Source organism: Streptomyces sp. NPDC059861 (genome assembly GCF_042731435.1).
Classification (GTDB): Bacteria; Actinomycetota; Actinomycetes; order Streptomycetales; family Streptomycetaceae; genus Streptomyces.
In genome coordinates this window covers 26,639-47,621 of the sequence record NZ_JBHWJQ010000052.1, presented here as the reverse complement: position 1 = coordinate 47,621, position 20,983 = coordinate 26,639, and the positions used below count along the sequence as shown (strand labels likewise).

At 70.9% G+C, this 20,983-nt stretch carries 18 protein-coding genes and 2 pseudogenes; 14 read left to right on the top strand and 6 right to left on the bottom strand.

The annotated features are described in order from the left end of the window. A pseudogene (locus tag ACFV6X_RS32400) lies at positions 1-142 on the top strand (IS110 family transposase); the annotation flags it as partial. Here ACFV6X_RS32400 and ACFV6X_RS32395 read toward each other — a convergent pair. Next, entirely contained in the window at positions 139-711 is a 573-nt protein-coding gene (locus ACFV6X_RS32395; RefSeq protein ID WP_385389708.1) for a (2Fe-2S)-binding protein, read from the bottom strand. The pseudogene ACFV6X_RS32400 and the gene ACFV6X_RS32395 sit on opposite strands and share 4 nt — an antisense overlap. A gap of 248 nt (positions 712-959) precedes the next feature. On the opposite strand from ACFV6X_RS32395, the gene ACFV6X_RS32390 reads away from it, so the two are divergent. From ACFV6X_RS32390 to ACFV6X_RS32375, 4 genes are all read left to right on the top strand, one after another. Then, positions 960-1,535, top strand: a complete 576-nt coding sequence (locus ACFV6X_RS32390) for a TetR/AcrR family transcriptional regulator (protein WP_385389706.1) — start codon at positions 960-962, stop codon at positions 1,533-1,535. A gap of 224 nt (positions 1,536-1,759) precedes the next feature. Next, on the top strand, positions 1,760-3,199 hold the full coding sequence (locus tag ACFV6X_RS32385; protein ID WP_385389705.1) for a cytochrome P450: 1,440 nt from the start codon (positions 1,760-1,762) through the stop codon (positions 3,197-3,199). After that, positions 3,183-4,190 (top strand): (-)-alpha-amorphene synthase, encoded by a 1,008-nt coding sequence (locus ACFV6X_RS32380; RefSeq protein WP_385389704.1) that lies wholly within the window; start codon positions 3,183-3,185, stop codon positions 4,188-4,190. Before ACFV6X_RS32385 ends, ACFV6X_RS32380 begins: the two co-directional genes overlap by 17 nt. Positions 4,191-4,393: 203 nt before the next feature. After that, positions 4,394-7,303, top strand: a complete 2,910-nt coding sequence (locus ACFV6X_RS32375; RefSeq protein ID WP_385389703.1) for an ATP-binding protein — start codon at positions 4,394-4,396, stop codon at positions 7,301-7,303. A gap of 25 nt (positions 7,304-7,328) precedes the next feature. On the opposite strand, the gene ACFV6X_RS32370 is transcribed toward ACFV6X_RS32375, so the two are convergent. Next, positions 7,329-8,852: a serine/threonine-protein kinase gene (locus ACFV6X_RS32370; RefSeq protein ID WP_385389701.1), complete on the bottom strand. Its 1,524-nt coding sequence runs from the start codon at positions 8,850-8,852 to the stop codon at positions 7,329-7,331. 84 nt (positions 8,853-8,936) lie between these two features. Between ACFV6X_RS32370 and ACFV6X_RS32365 the strand changes: the two are divergent. Next, positions 8,937-9,295, top strand: a pseudogene (locus ACFV6X_RS32365) (amidohydrolase); the annotation flags it as partial. Between the two features lie 52 nt (positions 9,296-9,347). Here ACFV6X_RS32365 and ACFV6X_RS32360 read toward each other — a convergent pair. Next, on the bottom strand, positions 9,348-10,337 hold the full coding sequence (locus ACFV6X_RS32360; protein WP_385389700.1) for a pirin family protein: 990 nt from the start codon (positions 10,335-10,337) through the stop codon (positions 9,348-9,350). A 156-nt stretch (positions 10,338-10,493) separates the two neighbouring features. Here ACFV6X_RS32360 and ACFV6X_RS32355 point away from each other — a divergent pair, with 156 nt between their 5' ends. Beyond that, positions 10,494-11,219 carry a maleylpyruvate isomerase N-terminal domain-containing protein gene (locus tag ACFV6X_RS32355; protein ID WP_385389698.1) on the top strand — a complete coding sequence of 242 codons (726 nt, stop codon included), beginning with the start codon at positions 10,494-10,496 and terminating at the stop codon, positions 11,217-11,219. Positions 11,220-11,240: 21 nt separating this feature from the next. Here the strand turns inward: ACFV6X_RS32355 and ACFV6X_RS32350 are convergent, their stop codons facing one another. After that, positions 11,241-11,663, bottom strand: a complete 423-nt coding sequence (locus tag ACFV6X_RS32350; RefSeq protein ID WP_365450186.1) for a YjbQ family protein — start codon at positions 11,661-11,663, stop codon at positions 11,241-11,243. A 135-nt stretch (positions 11,664-11,798) separates the two neighbouring features. Between ACFV6X_RS32350 and ACFV6X_RS32345 the strand changes: the two genes are divergently transcribed. The 6 genes from ACFV6X_RS32345 to ACFV6X_RS32320 all read left to right on the top strand — a co-directional run bounded on the left by ACFV6X_RS32345 (position 11,799) and on the right by ACFV6X_RS32320 (position 17,289). Next, positions 11,799-11,882 (top strand): putative leader peptide, encoded by an 84-nt coding sequence (locus ACFV6X_RS32345; protein ID WP_349817350.1) that lies wholly within the window; start codon positions 11,799-11,801, stop codon positions 11,880-11,882. Between the two features lie 180 nt (positions 11,883-12,062). After that, on the top strand, positions 12,063-12,977 hold the full coding sequence (locus ACFV6X_RS32340; protein ID WP_385389696.1) for an ABC transporter permease: 915 nt from the start codon (positions 12,063-12,065) through the stop codon (positions 12,975-12,977). After that, complete coding sequence (locus tag ACFV6X_RS32335; protein ID WP_385389694.1) at positions 12,950-13,678, top strand: ABC transporter ATP-binding protein; 729 nt, start codon at positions 12,950-12,952, stop codon at positions 13,676-13,678. Before ACFV6X_RS32340 ends, ACFV6X_RS32335 begins: the two co-directional genes overlap by 28 nt. A 112-nt stretch (positions 13,679-13,790) precedes the next feature. After that, on the top strand, positions 13,791-14,825 hold the full coding sequence (locus tag ACFV6X_RS32330; protein ID WP_385389692.1) for an ABC transporter substrate-binding protein: 1,035 nt from the start codon (positions 13,791-13,793) through the stop codon (positions 14,823-14,825). 1 nt (position 14,826) lies between these two features. Then, positions 14,827-15,981 (top strand): LLM class flavin-dependent oxidoreductase, encoded by a 1,155-nt coding sequence (locus tag ACFV6X_RS32325; protein ID WP_385389691.1) that lies wholly within the window; start codon positions 14,827-14,829, stop codon positions 15,979-15,981. A 138-nt stretch (positions 15,982-16,119) separates the two neighbouring features. Continuing rightward, positions 16,120-17,289 (top strand): NAD(P)-binding domain-containing protein, encoded by a 1,170-nt coding sequence (locus ACFV6X_RS32320; RefSeq protein ID WP_385389689.1) that lies wholly within the window; start codon positions 16,120-16,122, stop codon positions 17,287-17,289. A gap of 68 nt (positions 17,290-17,357) precedes the next feature. On the opposite strand, the gene mltG is transcribed toward ACFV6X_RS32320, so the two are convergent. After that, positions 17,358-18,209: an endolytic transglycosylase MltG gene (gene mltG, locus ACFV6X_RS32315; protein ID WP_385389687.1), complete on the bottom strand. Its 852-nt coding sequence runs from the start codon at positions 18,207-18,209 to the stop codon at positions 17,358-17,360. A 43-nt stretch (positions 18,210-18,252) separates the two neighbouring features. Continuing rightward, positions 18,253-20,055, bottom strand: a complete 1,803-nt coding sequence (locus ACFV6X_RS32310; RefSeq protein WP_385389685.1) for an ABC transporter ATP-binding protein — start codon at positions 20,053-20,055, stop codon at positions 18,253-18,255. Between the two features lie 94 nt (positions 20,056-20,149). On the opposite strand from ACFV6X_RS32310, the gene ACFV6X_RS32305 reads away from it, so the two are divergent. Further along, positions 20,150-20,605, top strand: coding sequence for a MarR family winged helix-turn-helix transcriptional regulator (locus ACFV6X_RS32305; RefSeq protein WP_385389683.1), 456 nt, complete (start codon positions 20,150-20,152; stop codon positions 20,603-20,605). The last annotated feature ends 378 nt before the right edge of the window (positions 20,606-20,983 follow it).

The following is a 20,983-nucleotide window of genomic DNA, read 5'->3' as shown; positions in this document are numbered from 1 at the left end:
GCGGAACGAGGGAAAGCGGCACCACCAGGCCCTCATCGCCCTGGCGCGACGCCGCGTGAACGTCCTCTACGCCATCCTCCGCGACCGCCGTCCCTACGAGAACCGGCCCCAACTGCGTCTCGTGGCTGTACTTCAGCATTAGGCAGCCGCCTCCTTGCTCCGGTGGGTCTCGCGGGACCCGCTGGTCTCGTCGGCGGCGCGGCCGACGGCCTGGACGATCGACACATAGGCGGCGCAGCGGCAAAGGTTGCCGCTCATCCGCTCCCGGATCTCCTCCGGGGTCAGGGGTGGCGGTCCCGCTTCAGGCCGTATGTCGTCGGTGACGGCGCTCGGCCAGCCGGCCGTGTGCTCCTCGATGACGGCGATCGCCGAGCAGATCTGTCCCGGTGTGCAGTAGCCGCACTGGAAGCCGTCGAGGTCGAGGAACGCCTGCTGCACCGGGTGCAGCCGATCACCGTCGGCCACGCCCTCGATGGTGGTGATCTCCCGCCCGTCGGCCGCGACCGCGAGCTGCAGACAGGACACCGCCCGGCGGCCGTCGACCAGGACGGTGCAGGCACCGCATTGCCCCTGGTCACAGCCCTTTTTCGTGCCGGTCAGATCGAGGCGCTCGCGCAGGGCGTCGAGCAGGGTGGTGCGGTGGTCGACGGACAGCGGATATTTCTCGCCATTGATGTTCAAGGTGATGGCGCTGGACGTCGAGGGGGCCATGATCAGCCTTCTTTCACGTATCCGAGGCACGCGGACGAGGAAGAATGAGGGAGACGAGGGCGGAGAAGGGGTCGGGAGACGGAGCAGGAGAGTGGGGAAAGACGCCGTGATGGCGCTGTACATGGCGAAAACCGCTCGCTCGCCGCTATGGTGGTGTTAACCGGACAGCTGTCCACTATCACCAAACGTACCGGACAGTTGTCCGCTTAGCAAGACCGGGTTGGGGACACGACCCGCGGGGAGGACGAGTGCAGGAGAAGAAGGCGGGGCCCCAGCGCTCGGACGCCCAGCGGAACCGGGAGCGCATCCTGGAGGTCGCGGTGGCCGAGCTGACCCGGTGCCCGGACGCTCCGCTGAGCGCGATAGCCAAGAAGGCGGGCGTGGGGCAGGGCACGTTCTACCGGAACTTCCCCCATCGCGAGGCACTGGTCCTGGAGATCTACCGGCACGAGATGCAGCAGGTCGCCGACAGCGCGACCGAGCTGCTGGAGAGCCGGGAGCCGGACGAGGCACTGCGGGCGTGGATGGACCACCTCGCCCGGTTCGCCATGACCAAAGCGGGCCTGGCGGAGGCGATCCGGCAGGCCACCGGCACGCCGGGAGCACAGAAGCCCGGCCCCACCCCGGTGATCGCCGCCGCCGAGCTCCTGCTGCGCGCCGGCGAGAAGGCCGGCACCATCCGCCCCGGCGTGTCCGCGGACGACTTCATCCTCGCCATCTCCGGCCTCTGGCAGCTCGACCCCCACACCGACTGGCAACCGCGCGCCACCCGGCTGCTGGATCTCGTGATGGACGGGCTGCGAGTGGGGGCTCCGGGGCGCTGAGGCCCCCGGCGTGCGGTACACCGCATTCCGCAGAAGTCAATAGTCGATTCGTATAAGCGATATCCACTGCCGTTCACCGGCGCTTCTTTGTGCTCCCGTGCGCCCCCGCCAAAGAGTATTCGAGGGGCCGATCCCGGGTTGCACTGGGCAGGACAAAGATTCAAGAGCGGGGCCGGTGGGCAGTCACCGGCTTTCCGTGTGTCCGCTGAGGCAGGGGGTATTCGATGAGCGGTGCCGTGACCGATCCGACGCGAGTATCGAGGGTGGGTACTGCACCAGGCATATTCCCATCCGTCGGTCATGCTATTGCCTTGTTCCACCGCCCGCTCGACTTTCTCAATTCCCTTCCCGCGCAAGGGGATCTGGTCGAGTTACGCCTCGGCCCGCAGCGCGCCTGGATGCTCTGCGATCCGCAGCTGGTCCACCGGATGCTCATGGACCCCCACACCTTCGACAAGGGCGGCACGCAGTACGACCGGCTCGGCGCGCTGATGGGCAACGGCATCGTCACCTGCCCCCAGTCCGAGCACCGCCGCCAGCGCACGCTCCTGCAACCCGGCTTCCATCCGTCACGCATCGCCGCGTACACCGCGCTGATGGCCGAGGAGGCCGGGGCGCTGTGCCGTGAGTGGCGGGCGGGTGAACAGGTCGACGTGACCGGGGCGATGATGACCCTGACGACGCGGGTGACCAGCCGGGTGCTCTTCTCCGGCTCGCTGGACGCCGAGCGGGCGGCCGTGGTGCGGGAGTGCCTCGCCGCCGTGGTCCGGGGCCTGTTCGTGCGCACGGTCGTGCCGGTCGACGCCGTCTTCCGGATACCCACGCCGGCGAACCGGCGCTACCGGGGAGCGCTGCGCCGGCTGCACGGACTGATCGACGCGATCATCGCGGAGCGACGGGCGGCTCCGCCGCGCGAGGATCTCCTGGGCACCCTGCTCGCGGCGCGGGTCGAGAAGGGCGACGGGGCCCCTCAGGGGGATGGCGAGGAGCCTTCAGGGATCACCGACCGGGAAATCCACGACCAGATCCTCACCCTCCTGCTCACCGGGGTGGAGACCACGGCGATGTGTCTGGCCTCGGCGTTCGGCCTGCTGGCGGAGAACCCGGAGGCGGAGCGCGCACTGCACCGCGAGGTCGACGCGGTGCTCCCCGACGGACGCGCGCCGGGTCACGAGGAGCTGGCGCGCCTGGAGTACACCCGGTGCGTGGTCACCGAGACACTGCGGGCGCGGCCGCCCGGCTGGCTGTTCACCCGGATCACCACGCGCGAGACGGAGCTCGGCGGGCGGCGGTTGCCGCGGGGGTCGATGGTTCTGTACAGCCCCTATCTCCTGCACCACGATCCGGCGTCCTTTCCCGAGCCCGAACGGTTTCTTCCCGAACGCTGGCTGCCGGAGCGGCAGTCGGCCGTACCGAAGGGCGCGATGCTGCCTTTCGCCGCGGGGAACCGCAAATGCATCGGCGACCGGTTCGCCGTCGCGGAGGCGATGGTCGGGGTCGCGACGGTTGCCGCTCACTGGCGTTTGCGCCCGGCGTCGGGACAGGAAAGCCGGCCGCGTCCAGCAATGACATTGGGTCCGAGGTCCCTGATGATGCTCTGCGAGCCGCGTCATCACAGCCACCACAACCGAATGGCAGGTGACAACGGTGTCGACAACGTATGAGGGAATACCCGTCGCGTGCGGCAGCGGAATTCCGGCGGGCACACTCAAGGAACTGATCGAGACCACCCTCTACATGCCCTTCCCCTTTTCGATCAATCCCCATGAACGCGAGGCCGCGGCAGGCGTCGACTCCTGGCTGCGCACCTGGGGGCTGAACGACGATCCCGCCACGGCGGAGATGATCGTCCGCACCCGGCCCGCCGAACTCGCGGCCTGCAACAGCCCGACGATGGCCGCCGACGTGCTCCAGCTCGTGGCCGACCAGATCGCCTACCAGTTCATCTTCGACGACCGGGCGGAGGAGGTCGGCCGCCGACGGCCCGGTCGGCTGCTGCCCATGCTGAGCGAGAGCATCGGCATCCTCCGCGACGACCAGCCTCCCAGCACCGCGCTCGGGGCGGCCCTGGCCGACCTCTACCGGCGGGTCCAGGAGCGGTGCACACCGGCCCAGGCCGCACGATGGGCGTGGAACTCCCGTGAGTACGTGCACGGTCTGCTGTACGAATCGGTGGCCCAGACGCTGACGTCTCCCGTACGCATCAGGCTGTGCAGCTCGATACGCGCGCTGATCGCGGGTGTCGAGCCGTTCTATCCGCTGTGCGAAGCCGCCGCGCCCCATGAACTCGACCCCGGGGAACTCCATCACCCCGTCATGCGGCGGCTGGGGCGCCTGTCGGCCGACGCGGCGGTGTGGATACCCGACCTGTATTCCGCCGTGAAGGAGCAGCGCGAGGGCGGGGTCATCAATCTGGCGCTGGCCCACCAACGCGCGTACGGCTGCTCACTGCCCGAGGCCGTCATGCTGGCGATCCGCCAGATCAACGGCACCATCGAGGAATTCGAGCGGCTTCGCGCGGAGATCGGACCGGAACTGAGCGCGGCCGGCGTCGCCTATGTGGAGGGCATGGCGGGCTGGATCCGCGGTTGCTACTACTGGTCCCGCACCGTGCCACGCTACGCGGACACGGCCACAACGGCCGCCGTCCTCTGACGGTCCGCCGACGGCCCCCTGACGCCATTCGCAGAGAGCCGATCCGATCCAAACTACCCCGAAAAAGCCTGTCGAACCCGACAGGGCGGAGGATTCACCCATCCCTGTCGTCATCGGGCTCAGGTTTGGCCATGGCGCAGCGGTGTGCGCGTACGCTCGGCGCTGTCCTCCGAGGGCCGACGACAGGAATTCGGGTACAGCACATGGCCAATGGGCTGCGACAACCGAACAGCGAGCACCAGCCGTTGCTGGAGCGTCACCGTGAACTCCTGGCGCTGAACGCGTCGTTGGCCAACCTGCGCGACACGGTCGACGGTGTGTCGCGGACGCCGCAGGGCGGACTGCTGGCCTTCACCGGTTCCGGCGGGCTCGGCAAGACGACGCTCGTGGCCCAGGCCCGCGCCCGGGCCGGCGCTCTGGGGTTCACGGTGCTGTCCGGCATGGGCGGTGAGACGGAGCATGAACTGGCGTTCCGCGTGGTGCGCCAGCTCATGCAACCCACCCTCGCGGCGATGGACGAGACCACCCGGCGTGAGCTGCTGGGGAGTTGGTACGACATCGTCGCGACCGCGCTCGGGCTGGAGGCGGCGGGCACCGCGCCGGTTCCGGACCCGACCGGCGTGCGCGACGGCCTCGACTGGGTCATGACGCGTCTGACCATGAAGAAGGGGCCCGTCGTCCTGCTGCTGGACGACCTGCAGTGGGCCGACGCCGAGTCCCTGGGCTGGCTCGCCTCCTTCGCGCCGCGCACCGCCGACCTTCCGCTGCTGATCATCGCCGCCTACCGCCCCGACGAACTGCCCCCGGAGGCGGCCTCGTTCCGCTCCCTCTTCGAGGGTCACGGCAACCGTCCCTACGCCCTGGCCCCGCTCACCGCGGTCGCCGTGGCACGGATCATCCGGCATGAACTGGGGGACGGAGCCGAGGACGCCTTCTGCGACGAATGCTGGACGGTCACCGGAGGGAGCCCCTTCGAAACCGTCGAGCTCGCCATCCGGCTCGGTGAGAACGGGCTGAAGGGCACTCAGGAGGAGTTGCCCGCTATGCGTGGTCTCGCCTCCGCGGTGAAGGGACCCGGGCTGCTCGACCAGCTGAGGCGGCTCGGGACGACCACCGTCCGCTTCGCGTGGGCCGCCGCCGTGCTCGGCACGTCCATCTCGCCGGAACTCGCGGCCACCATCGCGGTGATCGGCAGCGAGCAGGCCGCCGTGGCGACGGAGCAGCTGCGCGGGCGCCGGATCCTGGCGAAGGCCGCGGGGCCGGACGGCGGCCTGGAGTTCGTCCACCCGCTGATCGCCACGACGATCTACCGGGACATCCCCCCTCACCTGCGTGTCGGCCTGCACAACGCCGCCGCGGTAGCCGTCCGGGCCGCGGGGCTCGGGCCCACCGCTGCCGCGCGGCATCTGCTGGAGGTTCCCGCCGAAGGCAACGCGGAAGCCGTCGCGTGCCTGCGCGAGGCCGCCCGCGAGTACCTGCGCGCCGGTGCTCCGGAAGCCGCCCGTCGGGTCCTGAGCCGAGCACTCCAGGAACCGCCCCTCCTGGATGAGCGTGCCGAACTCCTCAACGAGCTGGCGTCCTCGACCTTCCTGATCGACCCCGCGTCGACCGTCAACCATCTCCGTGACGCCCTGGCGGAGCCCGAGGTCGCCCCCGAGCTGCACGCCTCCATCGTCTACCGGCTGACCCAGGCGCTGGCCCACACGGACCAGATGGCGGAGGCGGCGGCCGTCGCCGAGCAGGAAGCGCGGCAGACCCCCAACGCACGCGTCAGGCTGCGCATGCAGGCGGATCACTTCGTCTGGAGCATGTTCCGCGCCGACGAGCCCGACTCGCCCGTCCGTTCCCGCAGGCTGACCAAGCTTGCCCGGCAGCTTCCGGGCCGTGGCCTGGAGGAGCGCTACATCCTGGGCCTGCGCGCCTGGGACGCGCTGGTGCGCGGCGAGCCCCGCCGGACCGTCCTCGGAACGGCCGAGGAGGCGCTGCGTGACGGGATGAGCTGGACCGACGAGAACCGAGGCTTCGAGGTGCCCGTCTCGGTCGCCCTCGTGTTCATGTACTGCGACCAGCCGCACCGGGCCGAGGAGCTGTTCTCCAGGGGCATCGCCGAGTGCGTCGCCAAAGGCTGGCGCGGGTCCCACCTGGCCCTCGGCAACACCCTGTCCGGTTACATCCGCTACCGGCGCGGCAGCCTCGCCGAAGCGGAGGACCTGGTCCGCGACGGACTGCGCATCGCCGAGAAGGTCGAGGGTGCCGTACCGGCCCTGTGGTTCGCCGTCGGCATCCTCATCCAGACACTGCTGGCCCGCGGCCGCACCACCGACGCGCGTACGCTCGCCGACGCGTACCACTACGGCGAGGTCGCACCGAACGCTGTCATCTACCCGGACCCCCACGCGGTCTACTCCGAGCTGCTCCTCGCGGAGGGCCGGCACGCCGATGCGGAGCGGGTGCTGACCACCCTCGGGGACCGGCTGGAGGCCCGGGCCTGGCGCAATCCCGCCTGGTGCCCGTGGCAGTCGAACCTCGCGTACGCCGTCGCGCCGACGGCGCCCGACCGGGCGGTCCGGCTCGCCCGGGACGCCGTCAAGCGGGCCCGCGACTTCGGCGCGGCCTCCGCGATCGGCCAGGCGTTGCACACCGAGGCCGAGGTGACCGGCGGGACCGCCGCCCTGGACGTCTACGCCGAGGCCGTGGACCAGCTCCAGCGGTCGCCGGCCGCGTACCAACTGGCTCGCGCGCTGGTCGGGCACGGCGCTGCGCTGTCCCGCAGCGACCGCGTGCAGGAGGCCGCCGACCGGCTCTACCAGGGCCTGGAATGCGCGGTGCACTGCGGTGCGGAGGCCTTGGCGACGCGAGCCCGGGACGAGCTCTCGGCAGCGGGGCTACGGCCGTTGCCCCTCCGCTACGCCCAGACTGACACCCTCTCGGCCCAGGAACGCCGGGCCGCCGAGATGACCGCGCTGGGCAAGCCGGTGGCGGTGGTGGCCAAGGAGCTGCGGCGCACCGAGCAAGGGGTTCGGCAGTTGCTGTCCCTGGTGTACCGCAAGGTCGGTACGGATGCGGCGGGGCTGGCGCGGGCGTTGGAGACGTTTCCCCGGCAACGGTCGTGACCCGCACCCCGGACCTCACCCACCTCTACGTCGCGCGCGTACAGCGCCCCGTCGGGCTCGTGGCCGGGGGCCGGCACTGGAGGGCGTAGTCGGCCGGGCTGGTGCTCAGGTAGCGGCCCACGCAGTCGTTCGCCGTGGTACGCCCACGCTCTGCACAGAAGGTCAGCGCCGCGCGGCCGTCCGTGAACGGACCCGGGGCGTAGATCACCCAGTAGCCCGGTCGCAGTGACGCGTAGTCGTCGCTGCGGACGAAGACGGCCTCGGGGACCGACTCGCGTACCCGGGCGAGGCGCTGGTCGCGGACCGCGGTGCCCGTGGAAATCGGCTCGGAGTGCAGCTGGGCGATCCAGCGGCCGTCTCCGGCCGGGGCGGAGGGCGAGGGTGCCGGCGGCTCGGGCGCGGCCGGCGTCGGGGTCGGAGTGGGTGTCGGTGTCGCGCCGGGCGTCGGGGTCGGGGTGGGGTCGGCCGGAGCCGAGGAGGAGGCGGTGGTCCTGGAGCCTCCCTGCGCTCCGACCGTCTGTCTGTCGTCCCCCTCGCCGTCGTCCGGTGTGAACACGGTGAGGGCGAGCGCGGTGACCACGCCCACCGCCAGCACGGCCGAGACGGCGGCGAGCAGGATCGGCCTACGGCCACGGGACGGGCTGCTGGGACGCGGAGTGTCCAGCCGCGTCGGAGTCGGCGTCGGGAACGGCCCAGGCGGCGGAGCCGGTGTCACCGTCTGCGTCGGCCGGGCCCAGTGCGGTGCGGCGCCGGACTCGACCTGTGCGAGCATCGCGTCCAGTTGCCCGGCGCCGGGCCGTGCCGCCGGGTCGCGTACGAGGAGGGACTGCAGTACGGGAGCGAGGGGGCCGGAGCGTACGGGCGGGGGCACGGGGTCGTCCAGGACCGCGGCGAGGGTGGCGAGGGTCGTCTCGCGGCGCAGCGGGCTGACGCCCTCCACACAGACGTACAGGACGAGCCCCAGGGACCACAGGTCGGCCGCCGGGTCGTCGCCGTGGCCACGGACACGCTCGGGCGCCATGTACTCGGGGGAGCCGACGAGTTCACCGGTGACCGTCAGCGCGCTCGCGCCCTGGAGGGCGGCGATGCCGAAGTCGGTGAGGACGGCGGTGCCGTCGGGGCGGAGCAGCACGTTGGCGGGCTTCACGTCCCGGTGCTGGATGCCGGCGGCGTGCGCGGCACGCAGCCCGGAGAGCAGCTGACGGCCCACGCGTGCCGCCTCCGCCGGTGCCAACGGGCCCTCGGTGAGTCGCTGTTGCAGCGAGACGCCCGGCACCAGCTCCATCACGATCCACGGATGGGGGTCCACCTCGACGATCTGGTGGATCGTCACCACATAGGGGTTGTTGAGCCGGGCCAACGCCCTCGCCTCGCGCATCACCCGTTCCCGTACGGCCTCGGACGCCTCGGCGTCCGGGCGTACGGCCTTCAGGGCGACGTCGCGGTGGAGCACGGTGTCCCGCGCCCGCCAGACGGTGCCCATCCCCCCGCTGCCGAGCCGCTCGATCAGCTCGAAGCGTCCGTCGACCATGTCCCCCGGTGCGTTCACCCGCCATAGGTTAGGGCAGGAAGCAGCACGGTCGCGGGGTGAGGTCGATGATCCACCCTTCACCCAGGGGTGAAGATCTCCCTTACCCTGCTGTACCTTTCCGCGGGCCGCCTGCGCCTGGTCGGCGTCGACGGCGGTCAGGCCCGTACCGTCCGGGTCCCGCTGGAGTACCGCCGGCCGCGGCCGGCCGACACGGTCGTACGCGCGGGACGCTTCTGGGACGGCACCGGGTCGCAGGTCCGCGAGGACATCGATGTCGTGGCCCGTGACGGCCGGGTCGTGGAGGTCGTCCCGCACCGCACCGGCCGGAGGGCCGCGCGACGGGTCGACGCGAGCGACCGCACGGGATCCCGGGCCTGTGGGACGCGCACACCCACCCTTGGCAGCCGCCATATGCGACGGGAAGGGTGCTGCGACATGGAGAACGGGGGCTGACGGGGGCTGACGGAGGGCTGAGAAACGGGGCGCGCCGGGCGCCGTCGTGCTCTGCGGCGCTCAGTGGCGCGGAGGGTTCCGGCGCGGCGTGATGACGGCGTTGGGCAGGCTCGGCGCGGGAAGACGGTCACCCGGGTAGCCCTCGACGGCGCCGAAGCGGTCGGAGGACGCCTCCCAGTCCTCGCGGGCGCGCACGATGTCCTCGTGGCTGCGACCGACGAAGTTCCACCACATGACGATCTCCTCGTCGAACGGCGTACCGCCGAGCAGTACCGTGCGCGCGGGTCCGTCCGACTCGTTCACCAGCGTCAGGGAGTCGGCGCCGGGGTGCACGTAGCCCAGCTCCGCCGGGGCGAGCGCGGTGCCGGCCAGGCGGACGTCCCCGCTGTCGACGAGGAGGCCGTGCTCGAAGGCCGTGTCCACGGGGAGAGTGATCTCCGACTGCGGTGCGAGGCTGATCTCGGCACCGAGCAGGGGCGAGAAGGTCCGCACCGGGGAGGTGTCGCCGGCGAGTGAACCCAGGAAGACCCTGATCTCGGCGTCGTCGAGCCGCACGGTCCCGGGCACGTAGTGCTGGAAGTCGCGTGCGGTGTTCCGGTGCTCCTCGGGCAGCGCCACCCACAGCTGGACGCCGTGCAGGACGGTGGTGCCGGGGGTGGAGACCTCCGTATGGGCGATGCCGTACCCGCCGGTCATCAGGTTCATCTCGCCGGGCCGGACGAAGGCGTGGCTGCCGAGGGTGTCGCGGTGCTCGATCTCCCCGCTGAAGAGCCAGCTCACCGTCTGGAGGCCGGTATGAGGGTGCGGGGCGACGTCCATGCCGCCCGTCAGGGAGACGTCGTCCGGGCCGTAGTGGTCCGCGAAACACCAGGCGCCGATCAGCGACCGGGCCCGCTGCGGCAGCGTACGCCGTACGGGCATCGCACGCGGGCCGCCCAGGGGGACCTCCCGTGCGGAGAGCACGTCGACACGCGGCGCCGCCGTGCGCCGCCTGTCGTCGACCCGCGCCCCGCACCGCACCGCCGAGGGCTCCGCTTCCACGTTGCTCATCAGGATCACCTTCCGCCCATTCCACGCGGTCAGCGACCACGCCTCGTCCACCACGTGGAAAGTGTAATCGGTTGAGTATTCAACCATTCGGATGGGTGGCCACGACTGCCGGGAAGGCGCTTGTACGCCCGCGCGGCACCGCACTACGGTCCCGACGTGGATCTCTTCTCACCGTCATGGGCGGCGTTGCGCGCGGCGGTCGCCGAGCTCGCGGACGAGGACTTCGCGCGGCCGTCGGGCTACGCCGGCTGGCTCGTCCGGGACCTGGTGTGCCATCTGGTCATCGACGCCCAGGACGTCCTGATCACTCTGGCGACGCCCACCGAGGCGCCACCGACCCGCGACGCGGTGACCTACTGGGAGGTCGCCGACACGCCTCCGACCGGCGATGACCCGCTCGACGCGCTGATCGTCCGGCTGGCGGCGGCGTACCAGGAGCCGTGGCTGCTCAAGTTCCACCTCGACGACGTCGGCTCCGCCGCCGGGCGCGCCGCCGGGCTCGCCGACCCCGGTCTCCGGGTCAGCACGCGCGACCAGGTCCTCACCGCGGGCGACTACCTCTCGGCGTACGTCCTGGAGTGGACGCTGCACCACCTCGACCTGATCGCGCACCTCCCGCATCTGGCGGAGCCACCCGCGGAGGGGCTCGCCCGGAGCCGCGCGATGCTGGAGGAGATCGCCGGGGGCGCGTTCCCCACGTCGTTCTCCGACAAGGACGCGCTGCTCGTGGGGACCGGGCGGCGGGGGCCGACCGGTGCGGAGGAGGCCGAGCTGGGTGCGGCGGGGGCGGGAGGGCTGGGTGCAGCGGGAGCGGCAGGCGGGGCGGGAGGGCTGGGTGCAGCGGGAGGGCTGGGGGCGAGACTTCCGCTGATCCTCGGGTGATCGGCCGCTCGTAGGGTTCGGTCAGCCCAGGAAGCTCAACCGCACCTGCCGGTTGGGGTTGTCCCGGTTGGTGTCCACCAGGCACACCGACTGCCACGTCCCCAGCTCCAGCCGCCCGCCGACGACCGGCAGGGTCGCGTGGGGCGGGACGATCGCCGGGAGGACGTGGTCGCGGCCGTGGCCGGGGCTGCCATGGCGGTGCTGCCAGCGGTCGTCGGCGGGGAGCAGGGTGTGCAGGGCGGTGAGGAGATCGTCGTCACTGCCGGCACCTGTCTCGATGACGGCGATCCCGGCGGTCGCGTGGGGGACGAAGACGTTGAGCAGGCCGTCGCGGCCCGCGGCCACCTCCCCCAGGAAGGACTCGCAGTCACGGGTCAGGTCGACGACCGTCTCCTCGGTGCCGGAGGAGACCTGAAGGACTCGGGTGGTGAACGCGTCTGACATGTGTCCCATCCTGACCCATGGCTGACTCGTATCTCGACCTCCGTGCCCGGACGGTCGCCCGGACGCTGATACGAAGGGTCCACTTCGCGAGACGGCCATTGACCGCGAACATGCCATCTGGCTACGTTCAGCGGCATGTTGCGTTCAGCTCTGCTCACCACGCGCGGTCACATCGACCTGCTGCGGGTGGCCTCCGCCGCGTGTCGTCGCGGCTGCTGACGCCCTTCTTCCTTCTCGTTGCCTCTGTGTCCGCCCCTGCCCCGGGTGGGTGAACTGATCCTGCCGTGAGCGGGAGCACAGAGGGCTCCCTCCTTGCTTCCCGCCGTGTCGCCACGTCGCTGTGTCGCCGGCCCACTCCGTCGTCGGCCCACTCCGTCGTCGTATCGCCCTGGAGCAGCCATGAGCATCAGCCATGCCCCACCCAACTCTCCTGAACCCGATATTTCGCCTATATCACCTGAGCGATCAGCTCCTCCCACCAAGGCCGCGGACTCCGGCCCACACCTCGACCTCCGCCTCGAACCCCTGCTCCCCGCCTCCTCCCGCCGCACCCGCGTCCCCCGCTGGCTCCGCCGCACCACCGGCCCACTCATCCTGCTGGCGTTGTGGCAACTCCTCAGCACAACCGGCGTGCTGACCGCCGACGTGCTGGCCTCACCGGGCCGTATCGCCCAGGTCGGCGGCGATCTGATCGCCGACGGTTCGCTGCCCTCCGCCATGGCGACCTCGCTGCAGCGCGTGGCGGGCGGACTGCTGCTGGGCACCCTGATCGGCACCGGACTCGCCCTGGTCTCCGGGTTGTTCAGGATCGGCGAGGACCTGGTGGACGCCTCGGTGCAGATGCTGCGGACTGTGCCCTTCGTCGGGCTCATCCCGCTGTTCATCATCTGGTTCGGCATCGGCGAGGCGCCCAAGGTCGCCGTCATCACGCTGGGCGTGACCTTCCCGCTGTACCTCAACGTCTACGCCGGTATCCGCGCAGTCGACTCCCAGCTCATCGAGGCGGGTGAGTCGCTCGGGTTGTCCCGGTGGGGGTTGGTGCGGCATGTCGTCCTGCCGGGCGCGCTGCCCGGTGCGCTGACCGGCCTGCGCTACTCGCTGGGCATCGCCTGGCTCGCGCTGGTCTTCGCCGAGCAGATCAACGCGGACGCGGGGATCGGCTTCCTCATGGTGCAGGCACGGGACTTCCTGCGTACCGACGTGATCGTGGTCTGCCTGATCGTCTACGCCTTCCTCGGCCTGCTGGCCGACTTCGTCGTCCGTTCCCTCGAAAGGCTGCTGCTGCAATGGCGACCGACGTTCACCGGCCGGTGAGCACCCGCACGGCGGTGCACGTCCAGGGGCTCACCCGGTCCTTCGACGGCCGCGCCGTCATCGGCGACCTTCGACTGGAGGTGGAGCGGGGCGAGTTCGTGGCCCTGCTCGGCCGCAGCGGCTGCGGCAAGTCCACCCTGCTGCGCATCCTCGCCGGACTCGACCGTGACATCGAGGGCACCGTACTGGTGCCGCGCCGCAAGGCCGTCGCCTTCCAGGCGCCGCGGCTGATGCCCTGGAAGAAGGTGTGGCGCAACGTCCTGCTCGGGCTGCCCGGCAGGCCCGACCGCGCCGTCGCCGAGCGCGCCCTCGAAGAGGTAGGCCTGAGTCACCGTACGAACGCCTGGCCCAAGACGCTGTCCGGCGGTGAGGCCCAGCGGGCCTCGCTGGCCCGTGCCCTGGTGCGCGAGCCCGATCTGCTGCTGCTCGACGAGCCCTTCGGCGCCCTCGACGCGCTCACCCGGGTCAACGCCCAGCGCCTGGTGGGTGAGTTGTGGCAGCGGCGCGGCTGCGCGGTGCTGCTGGTCACGCACGACGTCGAGGAGGCCGTACTGCTCGCCGACCGTGTTCTGGTGATGGACGGGGGCGTGATCGCCCACGAGCAGCGGATCGAGCTGGACCGTCCGCGCGACATCGCCGACCCCCGGTTCGCCGAGCTGCGTGCGGGACTGCTTCAGCGCCTCGGTGTCGAAGCCGCCTGACGTCCTCGGGCCGTCACCGACGTGCCCTGCCTGGCAACGCCCTCAACAGGCACTTCCTCAACAGGCACTCCCTCAACAGCCACTTCCGCAACTGACCATGAACGGATCCAGCATGCGACCACGCCGACCACGCCTCGCCCCGGCCGCCCTGCTCCTGCCCCTGGCCCTCCTGCTCACCGCCTGCGGAGGCAGCTCCGCGGCCGACTCCGGCTCGGACACCGACAGCGAGGGCTCCCTGACCCTCGACGTGGGTGACCAGAAAGGTGGTTCCGAGGCGCTGCTGCGGGCCGCCGGTGAACTCGACGACCTCGACTACAAGATCAAGTGGTCCACCTTCACCTCCGGCCCGCCGCTGCTGGAGGCCGTGAACGCGAAGGCCGTCGACATCGGCGGAGTCGGCAACACCCCGCCGGTGTTCGCGGCCGGCGCCGGCTCGAAGATCACGGTCGTGGCCGCCTGGCACGGCACGTCCGACGGCGACGCCCTCCTCGTACCGAACGAGTCGAAGCTCACCGGCACCGAGCAGCTCAAGGGCAGGTCCGTTGCCGTCGCCCAGGGGTCGTCCGCGCACTACCAGTTGGTCGCCTCGCTGCGGAAGGCCGGACTCGCGCTGAGCGACGTACAGGTGAAGTACCTCCAGCCGGCGGACGCGCTGGCGGCGTTCACCAGCGGCAAGGTCGACGCGTGGGCCGTCTGGGATCCGTACACCTCGCAGGTGCTCCAGGCCAAGCAGGGCCGCGTCCTGACCACGGGCCAGGGCGTGACCAACGGCCTGACCTTCCAGGTGGCCGCTCCCGGCGCTCTGCGGGACAAGGCCAAGGCGGCGGCGATCGACGACTACCTTGACCGCCTTCGACGCGCCCAGGACTGGGTCCACGAGCACCCGGAGGAATGGGCGAAGGTGTGGGCCAAGGACACCGGGCTGCCCTACGAGGTGGCGCTGGCCTCGGTCAAGCGCTCCAACGGCACGCGGGTACCGGTCGCCGTCGACGCACCGCTGATCAAGTCCGAGCAGGAGATCGTGGACGCCTTCGCCGACCTGAAGCTGATCGCAAGCAAGGTCGACTTCGGCGCGTTCGTGGACACCCGCTACAACGGCGACCTGCCGCCGTCGAGCACCGCTCCCCGCGTCTACAAGGAGAAGTGACATGGCCGTTCGTCTCCACTGGTTCCTGCCGACGGGCGGCGACGGCCGCACGCTCGTGGACCGGCACGCGTACGCCGCGAACAACTCCGGCGCCGCCAGGAAGGTCGGCGGGGTCCGCGCCCCCGACCTGGACTATCTCGTCCAGATCGCCAAGGCGGCCGAGCGGTTGGGCTTCGAGGCGGTACTGACGCCGACCGGCACCTGGTGCGAGGACGCCTGGCTGACCACGGTGGCCCTCGCCCAGCACACCGAGCGGCTGAAGTTCCTGGTCGCCTTCCGGCCCGGGGTGATCTCGCCGACCCTCGCCGCGCAGATGGCGTCGACCTACCAGCGCCTCACCCGCGGGCGGCTGCTGCTCAACGTCGTCACCGGCGGCGACTCCGCCGAGCAGCGCCGCTTCGGCGACCACCTCGACCACGACGAGCGGTACTCCCGCACCGACGAGTTCCTGTCGGTCGTTCGCGGGGTGTGGCAGGGCCGGCCGTACGACTTCCACGGCAAGCACTACGACGTCGAGGGCGGACTGACCGCGCTGCCGCCCGACCCGCTGCCGGAACTGTTCTTCGGCGGGTCCTCGGCCGCGGCCGGGCCGGTCGCGGCACGGCATGCCGATGTCTATCTGACCTGGGGGGAGCCGCCCGCCCAGGTCGGGGAGAAGATCGGCTGGATCCGCACGCTGGCCCGCCGGGAGGGCCGCACGGTCCGCTTCGGCATCCGGCTCCACACCGTCTCGCGCGACACCTCCGCCGAGGCCTGGGCGGTGGCACACCGGTTGCTGGACGACCTCGACGCCGACACGATCGCCGCGGCGCAGGCGACGCTCGGGCGCAGCGAGTCGGTGGGGCAGCGGCGGATGCTGGCGCTGCACGGGGGCTCGCGGGAGCAGCTGGAGATCTACCCGAACCTCTGGGCGGGCGTCGGCCTCGTCCGTGGCGGGGCCGGGACAGCGCTGGTCGGCAGTCATGCCGAGGTCGCCGAACGGATCGCGGAGTACCACGCGCTGGGCGTCGAGCACTTCGTGCTCTCCGGCTATCCGCATCTGGAGGAGGCGTACTGGTTCGGGGAGGGCGTGATCCCGGAGCTGGCGGCGCGGGGGCTGTTGGGCGGCACGCCCGGGGCGGCGGGTGCGCCCCTGCTCGTGTCGAGCGGACGGTGATCCGATGGCCCCGGTCGCCTCGATTTCCCGGGTCGGGTCGCCTTGATTCCATCGGTCGCGCGCTGATTCCCCTGGTCGCCCGGATCGCCCTGGTTACCCCGCGGGAAGATCCACGGCCGTGGCGCTGTTCGTAGAAATGTGAACAACACGCGCGAGGTCGAGGTTGTCGTCATAGGCGCTGGTCAGGCAGGTTTGGCCGGCGCCTATCACCTGCGGCGGAGCGGGTTCGAGCCGGACCGTGACTTCGTGGTGCTGGACCACTCCCCCGGACCTGGCGGCGCCTGGCAGTTCCGCTGGCCCTCGCTGACGTACGGCAGGGTGCACGGGATGCACGCGCTGCCGGGGAGGGAGCTGACGGGCGCCGATCCGGCGCGGCCGTCCTCCGAGGTGATCCGGGAGTACTTCGCCGCGTACGAGCGGGAGTTCGACCTGCGGGTGCGGCGGCCGGTCGACGTACGGGCGGTCCGGGAGGGCGCCGACGGGCGGCTCCTTGTCGAGACCTCCGCCGGGGACTGGGCCGCACGGGCGCTGATCAACGCGACTGGGACCTGGGACCGGCCCTTCTGGCCGCGCTACCCGGGCCAGGAGACCTTCGGCGGACGGCAGTTGCACACCGCGGAGTATCCCGGGCCCGAGGAGTTCGCCGGTCAGCGGGTGGTCGTGGTGGGCGGTGGGGCCTCCGGCACGCAGCATCTGCTGGAGATCGCCCCGTACGCGGCCGCCACCACCTGGGTGACCCGCAGGCCGCCGGTCTTCCGTGAGGGACCGTTCGACGAGAACGCGGGACGCGCGGCGGTGGCACTCGTCGAGGAGCGCGTACGGCAGGGGCTGCCGCCGCGGAGTGTGGTCTCGGTGACCGGGCTGCCGCTGAACGACGCCGTTCGGCAGGGTCTGGCCGACGGGGTGCTGGACCGGCAGCCGATGTTCGACCGGATCACTCCGGACGGCGTGGAGTGGAAGGACGGACGGCACGTCGACGCCGACGTCATCCTCTGGGCGACCGGCTTCCGGCCCGCCATCGAACACCTCACGCCCCTACGGCTGCGCGAGCCGGGCGGCGGCATCCGGGTGGACGGGACCCGTGCGGTCGCCGACCCCCGGGTCCATCTCGTCGGCTACGGCCCGTCGGCCAGCACCATCGGCGCCAACCGGGCGGGCCGGGCGGCGGTGCGGGAGATCAGCCGCTTGCTGGCGAAGACGGAGGAGAGGGAGGACAGCGGGGACAAGGAAGACAGGGACGAAAGGGATGAAAGGGAGCGGGGAGGGCGCGGAGAGCTGGGGGAGCAGGGAGAGTCGGTCGCCGCGTGACCCCTCCGCTCCTACGGGACACCAGGCCGCCCACGCCGCGGCAGGGCCGGTCATGATGTCCCGTCGGCTCAGCGTGCCGGGCTCTGACTCCTCTGGTGAGCGTTGAACTCGGTGACGTTGCGCTGGTGCTGCGCGTAGTCGGCCGTGAAGCGGGTGTCGCCCGGCTTGACCGTGACGAAGTACAGCCAGTCCCCCTGGGTCGGGTTGATCGCGGCGCGCACCGCCTGCTCGCCGGGGTTGTCGATGGGCGTGGGCGGCAGACCCATGCGCTGGTACGAGTTGTAAGGGCTGTCGATACGCGTGTCGCCGAGCGTCGTCTTGAGCGTGTGGCGGTTCAGCGCATAGTTGATGGTGGAGTCCATCTGGAGCGGCATTCCGCGCTCCAGCCGGTTGAAGACGACTCGGGCGACCTTCCCCATGTCGGCCTTGGTGGCGGCCTCGGCCTGAGCGATGCTGGCGATGGTGACCGCCTGATAGACATTCATGGCGTTGCGCTGCGCACCGGCGGCGACCGGCGCCCCGTTGAACTTCTTGTTGGCGGTGTCGACCATCGTGGCCAGCACCTTCTCCGGCGTCGTCCCCTCCGGCAGCGGATAGGTGGCCGGGAAGAGATAGCCCTCGGGGTTGCCCTCTGCGTCGTTCGGCAGTTGGAGGTGGGCTCGGGGAACGGCCTTCCTCGTGGTGCCGGCGGGCAGGGCAAGGGCTTTGTCGATGGCGGCGTAGACCTGGCCGGCTCGCCAACCCTCCGGGATCACCAGCGTGGCCGGCTTGGCCGGCTTTTCCTCGCCTCCGAGGGTCAGCAGCGGCACCGCCACGGCGGTGCCTGCCACGACGGCTCCGGTCGCGACGAGGGCGGCACGGCCCCGGCGCGTCAGTCGAATCGTGCGAGTCGTGCTCCGTGGCGGAGTGTTCATCTGCATGCGGGCACGGTAACCCGCATATCGCCACAAATCCGGCATATCTTCATCTTGTCGGCTCCAGTTGGGCGTCCCGCCGGACCAGCGCCGCATACCTCCCGTCCAGTTCCAGCAGTTCCTCGTGCGTCCCCCGCTCGACCGCACTGCCGGAGTCCAGGACGAGGATCTGGTCGGCGCCCCGGACAGTGGACAGCCGGTGCGCGATCGTGAGCGTCGTCCGGTTGGCCGACAGGGCGTCGATCGCCTGCTGGACGGCGTGCTCGGTGCGGGTGTCCAGCGCGCTCGTCGCCTCGTCGAGGATCAGCACGGGCGGATCGCGCAGGATGGTGCGCGCGATGGCCAGGCGCTGCTTCTCGCCGCCGGAGAAGCGGTGGCCGCGCTCGCCGACGATCGTGTCGTAGCCGTCGGGCAGGGCCGCGATGTGGTCGTGGATCTGGGCCGCTCCGGCAGCCGCGTGCAGTTCCTCGTCGGTGGCGTCGGGCTTGGCGAAGCGGAGGTTATCGGCGACCGAGGCATGGAAGAGGTACGTCTCCTGGGAGACGACGCCGACCGCTCGCGCGAGGGTGTCGAAGTCGAGGTCACGGACGTCGACCCCGTCGAGGGTGACACGGCCGCCCGTGACGTCGTACAGCCGCGGCACGAGGTAGCCCAGCGTTGACTTTCCGGCGCCGGTCGGGCCGACGATCGCGAGGCTGCCGCCGGCCGGGACGGTGAGGTCGATGCCGTCGAGGATCGGGCCGCCCTTGCCGTCGTAGCGGAACTCGACGCTCTCAAAGCGGACCTCACCCCTGACCCGGTCGAGGTGGGTCGGCCGCTCGCGTTCGGTGATGTCGACGGGCAGGTCCAGGTACTCGAAGATGCGCTGGAACAGGGCCAGCGACGTCTGGATCTGCACTCCGGTGCTCAACAGGCTGACCGTCGGGCGGAACAGGCCCTGCTGAAGGGAGACGAAGGCGACGATCGTGCCGATGGAGACGCCGGGGCCGCCGACATGGAGGACGAGGCCCGCGGTCCAGTAGATGACGGCCGGCATGGCGGCCATGACGATCGTGATGACCGCCATCCGCCAGCGACCTGCCATGTTCGACCGCACTTCGAGGTTCACCAGGCGGTCCGACTCGTCCGCGAAGGACTGCGTCAGCGACTCGGCACGACCCATGGTCCGGCCGAGCAGGATGCCGCTGACCGAGAGCGACTCGGTGACCGTGGCCGCCATCGTGGCCATCTGCTTCTGGCGCTGGGTGGTGATCTTTCTGCGCTCGTCGCCGACCCTGCGGCTGATCCACACGAACACCGGCAGCAGAAGCAGCGAGACGACGGTCAGCCGCCAGTCCAGGGCGAGCATCGCGACGACCGTGGCGACGACGCTGGTGAAGTTGGAGACCAGGGAGGTGGCGGTGGAGGTGACGGTCGCCTGCATGCCGCCGATGTCGTTGGCGATGCGGGACTGGACCTCGCCGGTCCGGGTGCGGGTGAAGAAGGCGAGGGACATGCGCTGCAGGCGGCCGTAGACCGCGGTGCGCAGGTCGTGCATGACGCGCTGGCCGACGGTGGTGGAGATGAGGGTCTGCAGGACGCCGAAAACGCTGGTCAGGACGGCACTGAGGATCATACCGAGGGCCAGCAGGGTGAGGAGGCCGGTGCGGCCCTCGGGGATGGCCGTGTCCAGGATCGCCTTCAACAGGAAGGGCGTGGCGACCGATACGACCGACGCGGCGGCCACGAGCAGGCCCACGACGGCGAGCCGGCCTCGGTAGGGGCGGAAGAGCTTGAGGATGCGGCGCACCTGCCGCGGCTGCTCCTGACTGTCGGCAGGCGGCGTCCAGGCGGGTTCATGGTCGGGCTTCATGGGCTCCTACGTAGATGAGTCGACGCTGACTGAATGGAGCGTAGCTCATTGTTACCTATACTCACAATGAACGGCGTCCTGATATTGTTCCCGCATGACCACGCCCGATCCCGACGGACTGCTCGCCGAGCAGTTGCTGCGGCTCACCCGCCGGGTGCACCGGATCCAGAAGCGCCATCTCCAGCAGCGCATCCTTGGCATCACTCCAGCCCAGTCCCGCCTGCTGCGCACCCTCGGGGAGTACGACGCACCACCTCGCATGGCCGACCTGGCCGGGCGGCTGGAGGTCGTCCCGAGGGCCGTGACCACGCTGGTCGACGGGCTGGAGGCGAACGGCCAGGTGCGCCGGGCACCCGATCCGACCAACCGCCGGGTGATCCGGATCGAACTGACGGACCACGGACGCGAGACGCTGCGCGAGCTGCACGGGGCGCGGAGGTCGGCGGCGGAGGAGATCCTGGCGCCGCTGACGGATGTGGAACGGCGGGTGCTGGGGACGCTCCTGGACACGTTGGTGGACGGCGGGAGCGGCGGTGAGGGGCAGTGCTGAATCCTTTTGCCCACGCAAGGGACCGCGCGCTGCCCTCGGGTGAGAAGGGCAGCGCGCGGTCCGTTTCCGAGTCTTGGGCGACCGAACTGGGGGGCGAGCTTCCTGCCGGCCTCAGTGGCTGGTGCCTCGCAGCCCTCGGGTGACCGGATCGTGCCAGTCGGTGCCGAACTCCGCGGGGACCGGTGTTCTACGGCGAGTAGGGCTCACCCGCAATGAGGCCTCTGGGGCGGGGGGCCACGCGAGGGGACGGGCTGTAGCCGGTTCTGCGCGATGGTCCGGAAAACCGGTTGCCTCCGACCTGCCTGTGGCGCGAGCCTTTCACGGCTTGGTGCCCACCCGCGCGCTCCGCGCTCGCACCCCTTCCGCCCTGACAAGAGC